16 protein-coding genes are annotated in these 15,396 nt (G+C 66.3%); 2 read left to right on the top strand and 14 right to left on the bottom strand.

All coding sequences use genetic code 11. From position 1 onward, the window contains the following. Positions 1–233: 233 nt before the first annotated feature. A complete protein-coding gene (locus AB0L63_RS15240) occupies positions 234–944 on the bottom strand; it encodes a hypothetical protein (protein ID WP_364500099.1) in 711 nt (236 codons plus the stop codon). 305 nt (positions 945–1,249) lie between these two features. Further along, entirely contained in the window at positions 1,250–2,227 is a 978-nt protein-coding gene (gene hemB, locus AB0L63_RS15235; RefSeq protein WP_364500096.1) for a porphobilinogen synthase, read from the bottom strand. 168 nt (positions 2,228–2,395) lie between these two features. Here hemB and AB0L63_RS15230 point away from each other — a divergent pair, with 168 nt between their 5' ends. Beyond that, entirely contained in the window at positions 2,396–2,725 is a 330-nt protein-coding gene (locus AB0L63_RS15230) for a hypothetical protein (protein ID WP_364500094.1), read from the top strand. A 111-nt stretch (positions 2,726–2,836) separates the two neighbouring features. Here the strand turns inward: AB0L63_RS15230 and AB0L63_RS15225 are convergent, their stop codons facing one another. From AB0L63_RS15225 to AB0L63_RS15205, 5 genes are all read right to left on the bottom strand, one after another. Next, positions 2,837–4,399, bottom strand: a complete 1,563-nt coding sequence (locus AB0L63_RS15225; protein ID WP_364500091.1) for a bifunctional uroporphyrinogen-III C-methyltransferase/uroporphyrinogen-III synthase — start codon at positions 4,397–4,399, stop codon at positions 2,837–2,839. A 73-nt stretch (positions 4,400–4,472) separates the two neighbouring features. After that, the gene (gene hemC, locus AB0L63_RS15220) at positions 4,473–5,510 is read right to left on the bottom strand and encodes a hydroxymethylbilane synthase (protein ID WP_364500087.1); all 1,038 of its coding nucleotides are present in this window, start codon (positions 5,508–5,510) and stop codon (positions 4,473–4,475) included. Further along, on the bottom strand, positions 5,507–6,943 hold the full coding sequence (locus AB0L63_RS15215) for a glutamyl-tRNA reductase (RefSeq protein WP_364500084.1): 1,437 nt from the start codon (positions 6,941–6,943) through the stop codon (positions 5,507–5,509). Before AB0L63_RS15215 ends, hemC begins: the two co-directional genes overlap by 4 nt. Then, a complete protein-coding gene (locus tag AB0L63_RS15210) occupies positions 6,940–7,764 on the bottom strand; it encodes a redox-sensing transcriptional repressor Rex (RefSeq protein WP_364500081.1) in 825 nt (274 codons plus the stop codon). The genes AB0L63_RS15215 and AB0L63_RS15210 overlap by 4 nt, the downstream gene beginning before the upstream one ends. Positions 7,765–8,008: 244 nt before the next feature. Beyond that, a complete protein-coding gene (locus tag AB0L63_RS15205) occupies positions 8,009–8,269 on the bottom strand; it encodes a glutaredoxin family protein (RefSeq protein WP_364500078.1) in 261 nt (86 codons plus the stop codon). Positions 8,270–8,399: 130 nt separating this feature from the next. On the opposite strand from AB0L63_RS15205, the gene AB0L63_RS15200 reads away from it, so the two are divergent. Continuing rightward, positions 8,400–9,410, top strand: a complete 1,011-nt coding sequence (locus tag AB0L63_RS15200) for an HAD-IB family hydrolase (protein WP_364500076.1) — start codon at positions 8,400–8,402, stop codon at positions 9,408–9,410. On the opposite strand, the gene AB0L63_RS15195 is transcribed toward AB0L63_RS15200, so the two are convergent. From AB0L63_RS15195 to AB0L63_RS15165, 7 genes are all read right to left on the bottom strand, one after another. Next, on the bottom strand, positions 9,407–10,438 hold the full coding sequence (locus AB0L63_RS15195; RefSeq protein ID WP_364500073.1) for a lysophospholipid acyltransferase family protein: 1,032 nt from the start codon (positions 10,436–10,438) through the stop codon (positions 9,407–9,409). The genes AB0L63_RS15200 and AB0L63_RS15195 overlap by 4 nt on opposite strands. Beyond that, positions 10,431–11,495, bottom strand: coding sequence for an NAD-dependent epimerase/dehydratase family protein (locus AB0L63_RS15190; RefSeq protein WP_364500268.1), 1,065 nt, complete (start codon positions 11,493–11,495; stop codon positions 10,431–10,433). The genes AB0L63_RS15195 and AB0L63_RS15190 overlap by 8 nt, the downstream gene beginning before the upstream one ends. 255 nt (positions 11,496–11,750) lie before the next feature. Continuing rightward, positions 11,751–11,852, bottom strand: a complete 102-nt coding sequence (locus AB0L63_RS15185) for an AURKAIP1/COX24 domain-containing protein (RefSeq protein ID WP_003402602.1) — start codon at positions 11,850–11,852, stop codon at positions 11,751–11,753. 168 nt (positions 11,853–12,020) lie between these two features. Next, positions 12,021–12,209 carry a helix-turn-helix domain-containing protein gene (locus AB0L63_RS15180; RefSeq protein ID WP_040696222.1) on the bottom strand — a complete coding sequence of 63 codons (189 nt, stop codon included), beginning with the start codon at positions 12,207–12,209 and terminating at the stop codon, positions 12,021–12,023. Between the two features lie 309 nt (positions 12,210–12,518). Further along, positions 12,519–13,355 (bottom strand): pyrroline-5-carboxylate reductase, encoded by an 837-nt coding sequence (proC, locus tag AB0L63_RS15175; protein WP_364500070.1) that lies wholly within the window; start codon positions 13,353–13,355, stop codon positions 12,519–12,521. Positions 13,356–13,409: 54 nt separating this feature from the next. Next, positions 13,410–14,294, bottom strand: coding sequence for a thioesterase family protein (locus AB0L63_RS15170; protein ID WP_364500067.1), 885 nt, complete (start codon positions 14,292–14,294; stop codon positions 13,410–13,412). Between the two features lie 110 nt (positions 14,295–14,404). Further along, on the bottom strand, positions 14,405–15,268 hold the full coding sequence (locus AB0L63_RS15165; protein WP_364500265.1) for a sugar phosphate isomerase/epimerase: 864 nt from the start codon (positions 15,266–15,268) through the stop codon (positions 14,405–14,407). Positions 15,269–15,396: the final 128 nt, after the last annotated feature.

The raw sequence follows: 15,396 nt of genomic DNA, 5'->3' as shown, positions 1-15,396 counted from the left end.
ACGGTGACCAACGCGAACAAGATCAGCAGGCTCAGGACGAGCAGATCTCGTCGAATACTCTGCGGCTGTTGGATCACAACTCGCATCGATGCCTCCGATCTCCCGGAACCATCTGGTCAACGTACTTACCAAGCCTAAGACAACGTGTAACAAACGACTTCTGGTTCCCATGTCCTCCGTGACAACCCTCACGATACATGTTGCCGATTTCTTGACAAACTCGCGGACGGCCTTCACCTGCGATTCATCTGGAAGTATGCGGTCGAATCCGGACGGTGACTCAGATACACCGCACCCGCCGCCAGCACGCCCTGCACGATCGCCGCAGCACCGGCCACGAGCGAGGCCGCCCCGGTCACCGCTTCCAGCGCGAACAGGGTGCCGACCGCGACCAGCACCAGCCAGACGCCCACAGCGGTCAAAAGCGTGCGCGCCCACAGCTTTCCGCGGACGAACTGATGCACGAACAGCAAAGCGAATGCGGCCAAGGCCAACCCGATCACCATGGCGATCACAAAGGCCAACGAGACCATCAGCTCCGCATTGGCCATCGTGAAATTCGGATCGCTGACATGCGCCTGGTCATACATCTTCTGCGCGAAATCCTGGCGCTGCTGAAACGCCGCGACAACCGACCCGATCATCTGCACAATGCCGAATCCGATTACGCCCCACCACAATTGCCGCGCCGTCCGAACATCCTCGGGTGGTTCCGGCCGCAGTGGCGGCCCGACGACCGGCCCGCGCGGGTCCGCCCCCGGTGGATACGGCCCCGGTGGATACGGCCCCGGTGCATACGTTCCCGGCGGAATCGCACTCTGCGGATACGGTCCGGACGAAAGCGCGCCAGGCGGATGCACACCCTGCGGATTCACATCGAGCGAAAGCGACCCGGGCGGATGGGCGCCGGTAGGACCCGTGCCCGGCGGATTCGAATCAGGCATCCCGGGCACCTCGGCACCCGGTGACCCGACAGCCGACTCGGCACCCTGCGGCTGAGGTGGATACGACTCGGTCGGATACACGCCGTCCGGAAGTGGCACGGGGGGATTCGGTTCGGGAGTATCCGCCCCTTGCAGATTCGAACCGTGCGACTCCGCCCCACCCGACTCGCGATCCGGAGAATTCGGACCGCCCGGCTCGGGGTCGGATGACTGCGCGATGGCCGATTCCGGGCTCGACGACTCGGACTCGAATGACTTCGGATTGCCGGACGCCGAACCCGGCGCCTCGGGTCTGAGCGGATTCGTCACGACAACCAGTGCGCGGCCTCGGTCGCCCAGTAGGTGAGCACCATATCCGCGCCGGCCCGGCGAATGCCGATCAGCGATTCCAGGATGGCGCCACGGCGGTCGATCCAGCCGCGCTGAGCGGCGGCGGTGATCATCGCGTATTCGCCCGAGATCTGATACGCGGCCACCGGCACCGTCGAATGGTCGGCGACATCGCGCACAATGTCCAGATACGACATCGCGGGCTTGACCATCACGATGTCCGCGCCCTCGGCCAGATCCAGTTGCAGTTCCCGGATCGCCTCGCGGCGGTTCGCCGGATCCTGCTGGTAGCTGCGCCGATCCCCTTCCAGGGTGGAGGCGACCGCCTCACGGAACGGACCGTAGAACGCCGAAGCGTACTTCGCCGCGTAGGCGAGGATGCCGGTATCGGTGCGCCCGACCGCGTCCAGGCCGCGGCGGATCGCACCGACCTGGCCGTCCATCATGCCGCTGGTACCGAGCAGATCCGCACCGGCTTCGGCCTGGGCGAGCGCCATCTCCACATAGCGGTGCAGCGTGGCGTCGTTATCGACGGCACCGTCCGCCGACAGCACGCCGCAATGCCCGTGGTCGGTGAATTCATCCAGGCAGGTATCGGCCATGACCACCGTCGAATCGCCGACCTCGTCCGCGAGCGCGCGCAGACCCCGGTTGAGAATGCCGTCGGGATCACTGGCCTTACTGCCGGTGGCGTCCTTGTCCTCGGGCAGCGGCACGCCGAAGAGCATGAGCCCGCCGACCCCCGCGGAGACCGCATCGACCGCCGCCTTGCGCAGCGAATCCATCGAATGCTGTAGCACGCCCGGCATGGAGCCGATCTCGCGCGGCTCCTCGAGTCCGTCGGCGACGAACATCGGCAGCACCAGTTGCCGTGGCTCGAGAGTTGTTTCGGCCACGAGACGGCGCAGGGCGGGAGTACGGCGCAACCGCCGCGGGCGGTCCAATCCGGTCATGAACCGCACCATACGCCCGGCCCGAATGCGCGTCACAAGCGGCGGGTGTGCCGACAGAGTTGTTGGCCGCGCGGGCGCGGCCGATAACAGAGCCGCGGCAAATCAGACAGCGCCGAAAGCCCTTGTGAGCGGGCGTTTTTGTCGGTGGGTAGGAGTAAAATCGAAGGCGTGTTCGAGGGAATCGCGCCAGGTTCCCGATTGCGATGGGAGGACGCCACCGTGCCCAAAACCGCACCTGAGTCGAAGGTTATCGATCGGCCCTATGTTCCGCTGCAGAAGCGGCCGCTGCCCGCCGGGCGGCCGCGCAAGTGGTACATCTCACACAATCGGCGACTCAAGGCGATGCGTCTGACCATCGCCCTGCTGGACTCCGGGATTCACCTACCGAGTCAGGCCACTAACGAAAGGATCCGGCGCACAGCTGAACTCATCGATATCCGACCGCCGTCCGACACCACCTGTCGCTTGGTGCGGACCCTGATGCGCTACAGCCGCTGATCAACGGAGCTCGACGGTTGCGGCGGCTCCGGTTGTGCGGCGAGGGCCGACGCTAGCGACTGCTTGCAGGTCGCTCGAAACAGCCTGCCCTCGCCGCCCAACCGGGTATATCTAGCGGCTGCGGCGGCTCTTCTTGCGCGGCGGGGGCAGCAGCCCCTCGGCGCGCAGGCGAGCCGCATGCTCGGCCAACGCCTCGACCAGCGGACCGACCTGGGCGACCTCCGGCTGCACATCCACGCGCAGGCCGAATTCGATGGCCGTCTCGGCGGTCTTCGGGCCGATGCACGCAACGATGGTGCGCGCGTGCGGCTTACCTGCGATACCGACCAGATTGCGGACCGTCGAGGACGAGGTGAACAGGACCGCGTCGAAACCGCCAGTCTTGATCATCTCGCGGGTCTCAGCCGGCGGCGGCGAGGCGCGCACCGTGCGGTAGGCCGTCACGTCGTCGATTTCCCAGCCGCGGTCGCGCAGACCCTCGGCCAGGGTTTCGGTGGCAATGTCCGCGCGCGGCAACAGGACTCGGTTTACCGGGTCGAAAACATCGTCGTAGGGCGGGAAGTCGGCGAGCAGCCCCTCGGAAGACTGTTCACCGCTCGGCACCAGCTCCGGGTTGATGCCGAACGAGCGCACCTTATCCGCAGTGGCCTCGCCGACACAGGCGATCTTCACACCGGAGAAGGCCCGTGCGTCCAGACCGAATTCGGCGAACTTCTCCCAGACCGCGCGCACCGCGTTGGTGGAGGTGAACACCACCCACTGGTAGCGGCCGTCGACCAGGCCCTTGACCGCGCGCTCCATCTGCGCCGGACTGCGCGGCGGCTCGACCGCGATGGTCGGCACCTCCATCGGAATGGCGCCGTGGGTGACCAGCCGCTCGCTCATCTCGGATGCCTGCTCCTTGGTGCGCGGCACCAGCACGGTCCAGCCGTACAGCGCCCGCGATTCCCACCACGACATCTTCGACCGCTGCGCGACCACCTTGCCGATGGTCACCACCAGCGGGCCGACCAATTCGGAGGCGGCGCTGTTGAGCGTGGCCAGGGTGGCCTCGATGGTGCGCTGCTGTCGGGTGGTGCCACGCACCGTCACCGCGACCGGCGTCTGCGGCGCCATCCCATGCTCGACCAGCGCACTCGCGGTCTCGGCGAGATGACCCGAGGTCGCCGACAGCACCAGCGGGCCAGGTGCGGCGGCCAGTGCGGCCCAGTCGACCTCACCGCGCACATCGGCCTCGGTGTGTCCGGAGCCGAGCGCGATACCAGCGAAACTCGGCACCGCGGAACCGTTGGGCAGCCCCGGCAGCACCTCGAAGACCATATGCGAGCGCGTCACCGCATTGACCTCGGCGATCACCGAATCGGTGGTCAGCGGATCACCCGCGACCACCCGGACCACATCGTGCCCGGCGCGGGCCTCGGCAATCAGCGTCTTGGCCACCTCGGTGGGATCGCCGAGCGCGGGGCGCACGTCCACCGGATGTTCACCATCCTCGCCCGGCTCGACCGCGATACCGATCAGGGCGAGTACGCCCTTGTCGACATCGGGATCGGTGAATGCCAATGTCGCCCGCTCCAGCACCTCGCGCGCGCGCACTGTCAGCAGTGCCGCGTCGCCGGGCCCGGACCCGACAAACAGGATCCGACCTGGATGCTTCTTGGATGCTCGGCTCATGCCCGCACCTCGCTAGCGCTCGGCACGGCCATCGCCAGAGGCGCTGTGCTGTTGATTCGCTCGCTGCGCTCGCTCATTGGTTGTTCTCCATTGGGCTGGAATTGGAAAAGTCAGTGGCGGGCGGGTTAACCGCTGATTCCGATGTGCTGAGCAGTTCACGGGCGCCCAGATCGAGCAGTTCCCGGGCTAACTCGCGGCCGAGCTCCGCTGCGCGCTCGGGCGCGCCGACCACGGATGCTCGCAGTACATCGGAACCGTCGACGGCCGCCGCACAACCGCGCAGCGAGAGTTCGTCGACAATTCTGCCCTCATCGTCGAGCGATTCGACGACCTCGGCGATCGCGCCGATCGGCGCGGTGCAACCGGCCTCCAGTTCGGCCAGCAGCGACCGTTCGGCAAGGACGGACGCGCGGGTCGCGGCGTCGTCGAATTCGGTCAGCATCTTGATCATTTCGGAGTCATCGCTGCGGCATTCGACCGCCAACGCGCCCTGCGCGGGCGCGGGCAACATCTGCACCGGCTCCAACGCCTCGGTGATCGCGTCGAGCCGACCGATTCTGGCCAGTCCGGCCCTGGCCACCACGATCGCGTCCAACTCCCCCGCGCTGACCTTGCGCAGCCGGGAGTCGAGATTGCCGCGCAGCGGGACGATCTCCAGACCGAGCCCGAGCGCGCGCAATTGGGCCGAGCGGCGCGGCGCCGAGGTGCCGACCTTGGCACCAGCGGGCAGCTCACCGAGCACCAGTCCGTCACGCGCCACCAGTGCGTCCCGCGGATCCTCGCGGGGCGGGATGGCGGCGATGGTGAAGCGTGGATCCTGTGCGGTCGGCAGGTCTTTATACGAATGCACCGCGATATCGATATTCCCGGCGGCCAGTTCGTCGCGCAGTGCCGAGGTGAAGACGCCGACACCGAGCTGCTGCACCGGTTTCGAGGACAGATCGCCCGCGGTCTTGACGACCACCAACTCCGCATCGTGTCCGGCCGCGATCAGAGTGTCACGGACGGTGCCCGCCTGGGTGAGCGCGAGCAAACTGCCCCTGGTGCCGATCCGCCACGGCACCCGAATGCTGCCTGCGGTCACGTTTTCCTCTTCCTGCACAACTGTCATGCCGTCTGCCCCTGTTCGTCGCCGCGGTGTCCGGCGGTGAAGTCGTCGGCCAGTGCGATCTCGCTATCACCGACCAAACGAATCGCGGTGTGCTCGTCGCCGATCGGACTGATCTCCATCGGAGTCGCGACCGCTTGCGCCGCACCGGGTTTGAGCTCGAACAGTTCGCGCAGCGCCTCGGCGTAGGTATCGCCACCCGGGGTGGAGGCCAGTTGCTTGACCCGCACCGTCGGCGCGTGCAGCAACTTGTCCACCACGCGACGCACTGTGCGCGCCACCTCGTCACGCTCTGGATCGGCCAGTCCGGGCAGCCGGGAATCCAGGCGCAGCAATTCGGCCTCGACCACATCGGCCGCACGCTGCCGCAGAGCGGCGACGGTCGGGGTGACCTCCGCCATGCGCTGGCCCGCAAGGTATTTCGCGAGTTCGTCGGCGACGATCGAACGAGCGGCCGCGGTATCGTCGGCGGCCGCACCGGCCGCCGGATCGTGCTGCAGGGTCTCGATATCGATGACGGCGACACCAGGCAGTCCGGCGACGGCGTGTTCGACATCGCGCGGCAGCCCGAGATCGCAGAACACCAACGGCCGTTCCACCGCGCTGGCACGCTCACGGTCGGCGAGTGCGCGATGGGTATCGGCCAGCGTCACCACCGCGCCGACCGCGCCGGTACAGGTGATGACGACATCCGCGACCGCCATCGCCTCGGTCAGTCGTGACAATTCCATCGACTCGGCCTCGACACCGCGACGGCGCGCGGTCGCGGCCAGCCGCTTGGCGCGGGCCGGCGTGCGATTCACCACGATGATGCGGCCGATGCCCGCCCGCGACAGATGCGCCACCGCGAGTCCGCCCATCGCACCGGCCCCGAGCACAACGGCGGTCTGTCCGGCGAGCGGGCCGAGCACCTGCTGCGACCGATCCAGTGCCACCGAGACCACCGACGCACCGGCCCGATCGATACCGGTCTCCGCATGCACCCGCTTGCCGACACGCAGCGCGTGCTGCGCGAGTTCGTGCAGGGTCCGCCCGACCGCCTGGTGGGCATCGGCGGAGGTATAGGCGGCGCGGATCTGGCTGAGCACCTGCTGCTCGCCGACCACCATCGAATCCAGGCCGCTGGCTACCGCGAACAGATGTTCGGCGGCGGCCTCGCTGTAGCGCACGTAGGCATGCTTGGTCAGATCCGGCAGCGGCAGCCCGGAATGTTTGGTCAGCAGTTCACCGACCTCGGCGAGACCGCCGTGGAAGGCGTCCACAACGGCGTAGACCTCGACGCGGTTGCAGGTGGAGACGATCATCGCCTCGGACACATGGCTGGAGGTGAGCATTCGATCGATCAGTTTCGGCCGGTCCGCGTCGGTGATCGCGACCTTCTCCAGAATCGAGACGGGCGCGCTGCGATGCGAAATCCCGACTAAAAGAATGCTCATGGTGTAACCACCGATCCCTTGCTGGATGGCTCCGTTGCCGAATGCGAGGTCGTCGAGTGCTTGAGTGCCGGATGTCCGGCAGCAGTGTGCGCGGGCGCGCGGTGGGTGATGCGGCTGGACGAGACGGCGTGCGCGACCTCGGGCAGCGACGGCGCATTGCGTGCGGTCTCGAACGACAGCATCTGCAACTCGACCGCCAGATCGACCCGGCGCACCTCCACCGTCTCCGGTGCGGTCAGCTCACACGGGGCAAAGCTCAGAATCGACTGCAACCCGGAGGCGACCAGCAGATCGCAAACGTCCTGTGCCGCGTCGTCTGGCACGGTGAGCACCGCGATGGTCGGCTTCAACGCCTCGACGGCCAGGACCAGGTCGGCGACATCGCGCACCACCAGACCGGCGACCGACCTGCCGATCACCTCGGGATGGCTGTCGAACATGCCGACCACGGTGAAGCCGCGCCGCCGGAACCCGCCGTAGCCCACCAGGGCCCGGCCCAGATTCCCGGCGCCGACCAGTACCACCCGATGTCCCTGCGACAGCCCGAGCACATCCTCGATCCTGGTGCGCAACTTGGCGACGTCATAGCCGACACCCCGCACACCGTTGGGGCCGAGGAAGGAAAGGTCCTTGCGCAACTTGGCCGAATTGACACCCGCCGCGACAGCCAGTTCCTCACTCGATACGATGGCAACACCGTCGTCGGCCAACATGGCGAGCACTCGGAGATAGGTGGCCAGCCGCGCCACCGTGGCCTGCGGGATGTCCTTTTGCAGAGCCCTGCCGGAGACGCCGCTCGGCGTCTCATGCTGCTCTGTCACGTCGTCGGCTCCTCGTTCCGGCCTCCGGCGAGGTCCGGTTCATGTTCGACCTCGGGGCGGTCCGGTGCCATGGTCGAAGTATTCGGAATGCTGGGTTCGCTACGCGGTGGCTCCGCAGCCTCGGCATGCGGGTCGCGTGCCACCACCGTAACCGCTTGTGCAGCCCTTCACAAAGTCGGTGAATTTCGCCTCATTTTCCGCCGCGACCAGCAGCGCGGCGGAATCGGGCCGGATCAGCAATCTTTCAGCGAGTCAAGTCGGCCCGCAATCGGGGCTCGTCGACATCGAAATAGCTGTGCTCACGGCCGTCCAACAGCACGACGGGAAGCCGGTCGCCGTACTCTGCGCGCAGGCCAGGGTCGGTTCCGGCGGCTTCGTCGACATCGACGGTCGACGGCTCGATATCGAAATCGGCGCAGATCGCCCGAAGTTGCTCCAGCGCGGTGACACACAGCCCGCAGCCTGATCTCGTCAGCAGCGTCACCGAATGTGTGGGATTGGTCATGGCCGATATTAAATCCCCTCGCCAACGCCCCGATCGGAGCGCGCGGTAGTGCCTCGACTGTCACCGCGGCCAGCTAATGTGGTTGTGGTTCGCGCGACGGGCGGAGGTACTGGTGCCGGAACGATCGAAGGTGGCAAGGGCTGGTTTCATCGCGGGACGATTCGGTGAGTTTCCGGTGCGGTGGAATCAGGGTCGGCTCGGCCAGGGTCTGCAGGACCAGCTCGCGCGCATCTCTCGCAGCCCCTTCGGCCCGAGCGAGGAAGAGCTGCGGGCCAATCTGGCCGGTGAGGCCAGCGCCGAGGCGGCGTTGTCACTGCATGAATCCGAACTCGCCGAAGCCGATGTCGAGGCCGCCGGGCCCGAGGTGCCGCGGGATCTGACCGCCGCCGCGTTCTTCGATGTCGACAACACCATGGTGCAGGGTGCGTCGATCGTACATTTCGCCCGCGGCTTGGCCGCGCGCAAATACTTCAAAACCTCCGATCTGGTGGATGTCGCCTGGAAACAGGTGAAATTCCGGGTCACCGGCAAGGAGAACAGCACCGATATGGCCGCGGGCCGGGAGAAGGCGCTGGCGTTCATCGCCGGCCGCCCGACCGCCGAACTGGCCGCCCTCGGCGAGGAGATCTACGACGAGATCATCGCCGACAAGATCTGGCCTGGCACACGGGCTTTGGCGCAGATGCACCTGGACGCGGGGCAGCAGGTGTGGCTGGTCACCGCGACCCCGGTCGAGCTGGCACAGGTCATCGCGAAGCGGCTCGGACTGACCGGCGCGCTCGGCACGGTCGCCGAGAGCGTCGACGGAAAGTTCACCGGGCGACTGGTCGGCGACATCCTGCACGGACTCGGCAAGGCGCATGCCGTGCGCACGCTGGCGATCCGTGAAGGCTTGAACCTCAAGCGTTGTACTGCCTATTCCGACAGCCACAACGATGTGCCGATGCTGTCGCTGGTCGGCACCGCGGTGGCGATCAATCCGGATTCGGACCTACGCGAGGTGGCGAAGAATCGCGGCTGGGAGATCCGTGATTTCCGCACCGGACGCAAGGCCGCCAAGATCGGCGTACCGACGGCGCTGGCACTCGGCGCCGCCGGTGGCGCGGTCGCCGCGGCGATCACCCGACGCCGCGAGAATTAGCCCGTGAACGGATTGCGGCGCTTGGTGAGCAGTTTGTAGAGGGTCTGCTGAATGGTTTCGCGGACCTGGTCGGTGACCTCGAACATGGTCATCGGATCGTCCGCGTCCTCGGCTGCGTAGCCGGTGGTCGCGATGGGCGCGCCGAATTCGATGTACCACTTCGACGGCAGCGGCAACGCCCCGAGCGGACCCAGATGCGGGAACAGCGGCGTCACCGGGAAGTACGGCAGATTGAGCAGCCGGGCAAGCGGCTTGATATCGGCCAGCTTCGGATAGATCTCCTCCGAGCCGACGATCGAGCACGGGATGATCGGCGTGCCCGTGCGCACCGCGGCCGCGACGAATCCGCCGCGACCGAAGCGCTGCAGTTTGTAGCGATCGGTGAACTGCTTACCGACGCCCTTGAAGCCCTCCGGGAACACACCGGTCAATTCGCCTGCGCGCAAAAGCCTTTCGGCATCCGGATGGCAGGCCAGCGTGTGTCCGGCCTTGCGGGCGAGACCGCCGAGTACCGGCATCTCGAAGACGAGATCGGCGGCCAGCAGGCGTAGCGCGCGTTCCTTTGGATGCCGGTCGTGGATCGCCAGCTGCAACATCAGCCCGTCGAGCGGAATGGTGCCAGCATGATTGGCGACGATCAGCGCACCGCCGGACTCAGGAATATTCTCGATTCCATTGACCTGCACGCGAAACCAATAATCCGAGAGCGGCCGCAGCGCGGGCAGGATCAACGATTCGAGCAGATGTTCATCGAAGCCGAATTCGTCGACCTGATAGTCGCCGGTGAGCCGACGGCGCGCGAAATCCGCGGTGGTGCGGATCTGCTTGCCGATGGCGCCGCGCAGCGCATCCGACACCGAACGCGGTGTCGGCGGCTCGGCCGCCGCGAGACGTTCGGTCAACGACGTCACCACCTGGCTCGGCGTGACCTCGCCGGTGACCGGCTCCGGCCAGCGCCGCGGCGTGGTGCGGTGGCGCGTTTCGATATTCAGATCGTGGAGTTGGATGACTTTCGCCACATCATTCATATGTGTGCTCCCGTACCGGCCCCAACAGGCCGAGCAGTCTATGTTCTGCGGCATCGATCCACGCTGGATCGATGACGGGCCGCGACGCTGCGCCCCCGATGAAGTCATCGAATGCCTGCACCGTCGTCCAGCGCGGGACGAACCCGAGTTCGGTGCGCATCCTGGTGGTGTCGAGGCCACAGCCGAAATGGAAATAGTCGATCTGCTCACTAGTGAAATCACGCATGATCGGGCCCATGAGCGCCCGGCCCGCGGTGCGGAAGACCAGCCACGGGATCGGCAGCTCGATCCGGCCCGCACGCCGGACCGCCTGTGACAACAATATTGCGCCGTCCCCGGCGATATTGTAGGTGCCACCGGGTGCTTGCCGGGCCGCGTGCGCCATCGCGGCAATGGCGTCCTCCTCGTGCAGCAACTGCAGTCTGGCATCGCGCCCCAGTACCGTCGGCGCGACCGGTGAACGCAGATACTGCACACCGCGCCCGGCCAATTGCGGGCCGACAATGGGCGCCAAACGCAAAATCGACGCGGCGATATCGGGACGCCGCCGCGCCAGCCCGCGGACGAATCCTTCGATTTCGATCATGTCGCGGGCAAACCAACCGCTCGGTGGGATACGCGCACTCATTTCTTCGGTGAATTTCGCGGGATCCTTCGCGCTACATCCGTAGACCGCGGAGGTCGAGCGCACCACAACACGCCGCACCGACGGCGATTTTTGACAGACCGCGAACAGTTGCATGGCGCCGAGGACATTGAGGTCCTTCATCACCGCACGGCCGCCACCGACCGGCGGATGCGTGACCATCGCGGCGTGTACCACCGTGTCGACCTCATTGCCGCCGATCACCTTGCGAATCAAGGGATTTCGAATATCGGCGCGAACGAATTCAGCGCGGCCCATGCGCCGTTGCAGCTCACGACTCGGGGTCATGGTGTCGACGGCCAGGATGCGTTCGATGTTCTGATCCTGGGCCAAACGCGCGATCACGTTGCCACCGAAAAATCGGCTGGCACCGGTCACCATCACCACCTTGGGTGTATGTCCGTACCGCATCTCAGAACCCACCGCACCGGATCCCAACTGTGACAGCCCCCCAATTCCATTTGCTGCGGTACCAGAGTAACCGGTCGACTCCAAGGCGCAGCCAGTATTAACCAGCTTCTAACGATGACTTCAGTCACCCGAAACACGAGCAGCTTTCAAAATTCGCTGTTTCAAAAAGAAAAGCCCGCCACCAATCGGTGACGGGCCCTCCAGCTAACGCGCTGATCGTTTCGAGCGACCTGCGAGCTGTTGCTACGGCGGGACTTACTTGCCGAGTTTGCGCCGCTGAACACGCGTACGGCGAAGCAGCTTGCGGTGCTTCTTCTTCGACATGCGCTTGCGGCGCTTCTTGATCACAGAACCCATAGGGTTGTCCTCGCGTTCTCTCTACTCGGCGCGCACGCCAATCACGTACGCCTATTTCAGCGTCCGCGCCGCTAGCTGGCACCGGACACCACAAAGCGGTGCCGCCGGCAGGCGCACACGAACCGAGGGTTCATCCTACCGGGACACCGATAAGCTGATGAAATCGCCTCACCCAGCGTCGAAGTAGGACGTCTCCAAGTAGTCGTGCACCGCCTTGGCATGCACCCGGAACGAGCGACCGACCCGTACGGCGGGCAACTCACCCGAGTGGACCAGCCGATAGACCGTCATCTTGGACACCCGCATGAGATTCGCAACCTCGGCGACGGTGAGGAACTGGGTACCTCCGCCGAGCACCGATTGCGACGGAGCCGCCGAACCGCCTTGGGTCCGGGAACCAGCCCGGCCACCCGATGGTCCGGAACTCCCTGGCGACGTTCCTGAACTATTCGCAGACATCTTGTTAGACATCATCGCACCACTGACCTCCGGCACGTCCGCGCCGCCGGCTTCCCCACCGGCGGAACAGACACGCACGTGCTCCTTGAAGCTTAGCGGGACCAGTGAGATTACTGCGACGGGTGTGAGAAATCAGGTTCACACGCAGGGAACCGACCGGTAATCCCATCGACGCGCGGCGTTCGGTCAACGCACACCTGAGACGCCTCAGGTAGCGCTGGCGCCCACGCCGTCGTTGGCACCCTGTTCGGCAGATCGTTGCTGCGCCGCGTGCAGAGCCTCGAGGAAGGCCGAGCGCACCCCGCCGCGCTCCAATTCGCGCACCGCGGCGGCGGTCGTGCCCGCCGGTGAGGTCACGGCGGCACGCAGCTCGACGGCGGTCTGTCCGGAGCTCTCGAGCAGGGCGGCCGAGCCGATCATGGTCTGCACCACGAGTTGAGTGGCGACGTCGCGGCTCAGGCCGAGCCCGACACCGGCATCGATCATGGCCTCGACCACCAGGAAGAAGTACGCGGGTCCAGAACCCGAGACCGCGGTCACCGCATCCATCTGCGCCTCGGTCACGGTCGCCACCTTGCCGACCGCGGCGAGCAGCTCGGTCACCTGGGCCAGCTGTTCCGACCGCGCGTAGCGGCCCGGTGCGAGCACACTCATGCCCTGGCCGACCAACATCGGGGTATTCGGCATCACCCGCACCACCGGGAAGCCGGCTGGCAGCTTGTTCTCCAGGCGTGCCGTCGGCACACCCGCAGCCAGCGACACCAGGATCTGATCGCGATCGACGTCGAGTTCGGCCTTGCCGAGCTGGGTCATGACGGTATCGACATCACCGGGCTTGACGGCGATGACCAGGACATCCGCACCGATGATCGCGTCCGCGATCGAATCGGTGACCCGCACGCCCAAACGGTCGCCGATGAGTTCGGCCCGATCGGCATGGGCCTCGACGATGACCAGATCCTTCACCGCCCGTCCGGAATCGAGCAATCCGGCGATCAACGCCTCCCCGATGCGACCGCCACCGATCACCGCAACTCTCGTCATGGGCCTAAGGCTAGTCGCGCGGCAGTATCGGCTCGGCGCAGGGCAAGACCAGCCCTATCGCCGTTGCGGCACCAGCGCGAGCTGACGGCTCTGTGCGACCACCGCACCGGTCGAGTCGAGAACGAGCTGGTCCTCATCGAACATGCGCTCACCGACCTCGTGGCTGGTCGCGATGATCCGCAGCCAGCCGGGGGCCGGCTGGCGGCGCAGATAGGTCGTGATCTGCACGGTCGGGGCCCAACCGAAGTGGCCGAGATTCATCGGGACCGGCGGGCTCATATCGGCGGACATGATCGCGAAGTACATGGCGATATCCGGATCCCGCTGGTCGCCCTCGAATGGCCGCATCCAAAGACGCAGGCGCGGTTCACCTTTCGCGCCGTCGAGGAATCGGGCCCAGTCCCGGTCGATGAACAGTTCGGCGCCCTGCGCCACATGGACGACCTCGCCCATCGACGAATCCCGGTATCCGACCGCGTCGGCGGGTGGTTCGACCGCCATATCACCGTGCTGCGGCGCGTAGATCGGATCGGCATCGTCGAGATGACCGAAGGTGAACGCGGTGCGCGCCAGCATGCGCCCGCTCTGGATCAGGTTCACATCGACCAGGCAGATCTGGCGGCCGACCTTGTGGATGCGCACCTCGTACTCGACCTCGCCCGGTTCGGGTGCGCCGAGGAAGTCCGAACTCGCCGCGATGGGGGCCATGGCAACCAGGGCCGGATCGGAGGCGCGCAGCCAGCGGGTGGCCGCGGCGGCGCTGGCCGCGACCATAGTGCCGCCGTGCACCTTCGGCCCGATGGTCCAGATTTTGTCGATGATGCCCAGGTAGCGGCCGGTATCCGGATTGGCCGACAGCAGTTCGGTCAGTGTGCACACCCGGCTGAAGGGTGCGGCCGTCGGGATGGCTTGCTCGAGGTCGGCGGTCAGCTCCGGCATCGTCACTCCTGTCGTCGGTCGGCCGCGTCGGCGGGACACAGCATTCGTACAGCGTAGAACGAAGGATTCGCGGGTCGGAACTCCCCTCCGCCGGCAGATCGGTGCAGCGGTCACACCTGGTTGGCGTGCGTCCGTGCCGGAGCGGGTGCGTTGAGGTGTGTTCTGGCGAAGTCCAGCGTGCGGTTCAGCATGCCCGCGCGGTCCTGGGTGGTGCGCGCGTTCTGGGTATTGATCTCAGCGATCACGTGGCCGGCGAAACCGGAGCGCAGCAGCGCCGCACACAGCTCGACACAGGGCTGAGTGCCCTCGCCCGGCACCAGATGCTCGTCGTGCGCCGCGCCGCGGCCGTCGGCGAGATGGAGGTGCGCGAGGCCGGTGCCCATCCGCGCGGCCAGGGCAAGCGGATCGGCACCGGCGGTCGCGGTATGCGAGAGATCGAGGGTGTAATGCCGAAATCCGGTATCGGTCGGATCGTAGGACGGACTGAATGCGGTCACGCCGGGGCCGGGGCCGCCGCGGCGCTCCATCCGCTTCACCGCCCCGGTCTTGCGACCGAAGAGGGTGTCCGCGCGCATGGGGAACATATTCTCCACCGCGACGATGACGTGACCGTGCTCCTCCAACTCGGCAACCTGATCGGCGAAGCCCTGCGCATACCTGCGCTGCCAGCGGAACGGCGGATGCACCACCACGGTGCCCGCACCGAGCGCCTCGGCGGTGCGCACGCTGCGCTCGAGTTTGGCCACCGGATCCGAACCCCATACCCGCTGCGAGATCAGCAGGCACGGTGCGTGGATCGCCAGGACCGGCACCCCGTATTTGCGGGAATATGCCTGCACCGCAGCGATGCTCTGGCTGGCCGGTTCGGCCCAGACCATCAATTCGATACCGTCGTAACCGATTTCGGCCGCGTATCGAAAGGCCGCCTCGGTGTTCTGCGGATATACCGAGGCCGTCGAGAGGCCGACACGGATCTGCTGGCCGTGGGATCCACCGGCCGCTTCGACGGGCGAACCGGATTCGGTGTGCACCTCGGGATCGGGAGAGCGTTCCCCGGTCGCGCTCGCCGTTCTGGTGTCGTCCGCCTGCCCGATGTTCCCCA

Source organism: Nocardia sp. NPDC051990, assembly GCF_040680755.1.
Lineage (GTDB): Bacteria > Actinomycetota > Actinomycetes > Mycobacteriales > Mycobacteriaceae > Nocardia.
This window is presented reverse-complemented; position numbering and strand designations above follow the sequence as displayed.

Bases quoted from the DNA above. Each gene is read 5' to 3' on its own strand.
- hemC (WP_364500087.1), bottom strand. From the start codon at position 5,510: ATGACAGTTGTGCAGGAAGAGGAAAACGTGACCGCAGGCAGCATTCGG.
- AB0L63_RS15240 (WP_364500099.1), bottom strand. From the start codon at position 944: ATGCCTGATTCGAATCCGCCGGGCACGGGTCCTACCGGCGCCCATCCG.
- AB0L63_RS15205 (WP_364500078.1), bottom strand. From the start codon at position 8,269: ATGACCAATCCCACACATTCGGTGACGCTGCTGACGAGATCAGGCTGC.
- AB0L63_RS15225 (WP_364500091.1), bottom strand. From the start codon at position 4,399: ATGAGCCGAGCATCCAAGAAGCATCCAGGTCGGATCCTGTTTGTCGGG.
- AB0L63_RS15185 (WP_003402602.1), bottom strand. From the start codon at position 11,852: ATGGGTTCTGTGATCAAGAAGCGCCGCAAGCGCATGTCGAAGAAGAAG.
- AB0L63_RS15170 (WP_364500067.1), bottom strand. From the start codon at position 14,294: ATGCCGGAGCTGACCGCCGACCTCGAGCAAGCCATCCCGACGGCCGCA.
- proC (WP_364500070.1), bottom strand. From the start codon at position 13,355: ATGACGAGAGTTGCGGTGATCGGTGGCGGTCGCATCGGGGAGGCGTTG.
- AB0L63_RS15215 (WP_364500084.1), bottom strand. From the start codon at position 6,943: ATGAGCATTCTTTTAGTCGGGATTTCGCATCGCAGCGCGCCCGTCTCG.
- AB0L63_RS15195 (WP_364500073.1), bottom strand. From the start codon at position 10,438: ATGAATGATGTGGCGAAAGTCATCCAACTCCACGATCTGAATATCGAA.
- AB0L63_RS15190 (WP_364500268.1), bottom strand. From the start codon at position 11,495: ATGCGGTACGGACATACACCCAAGGTGGTGATGGTGACCGGTGCCAGC.
- hemB (WP_364500096.1), bottom strand. From the start codon at position 2,227: ATGACCGGATTGGACCGCCCGCGGCGGTTGCGCCGTACTCCCGCCCTG.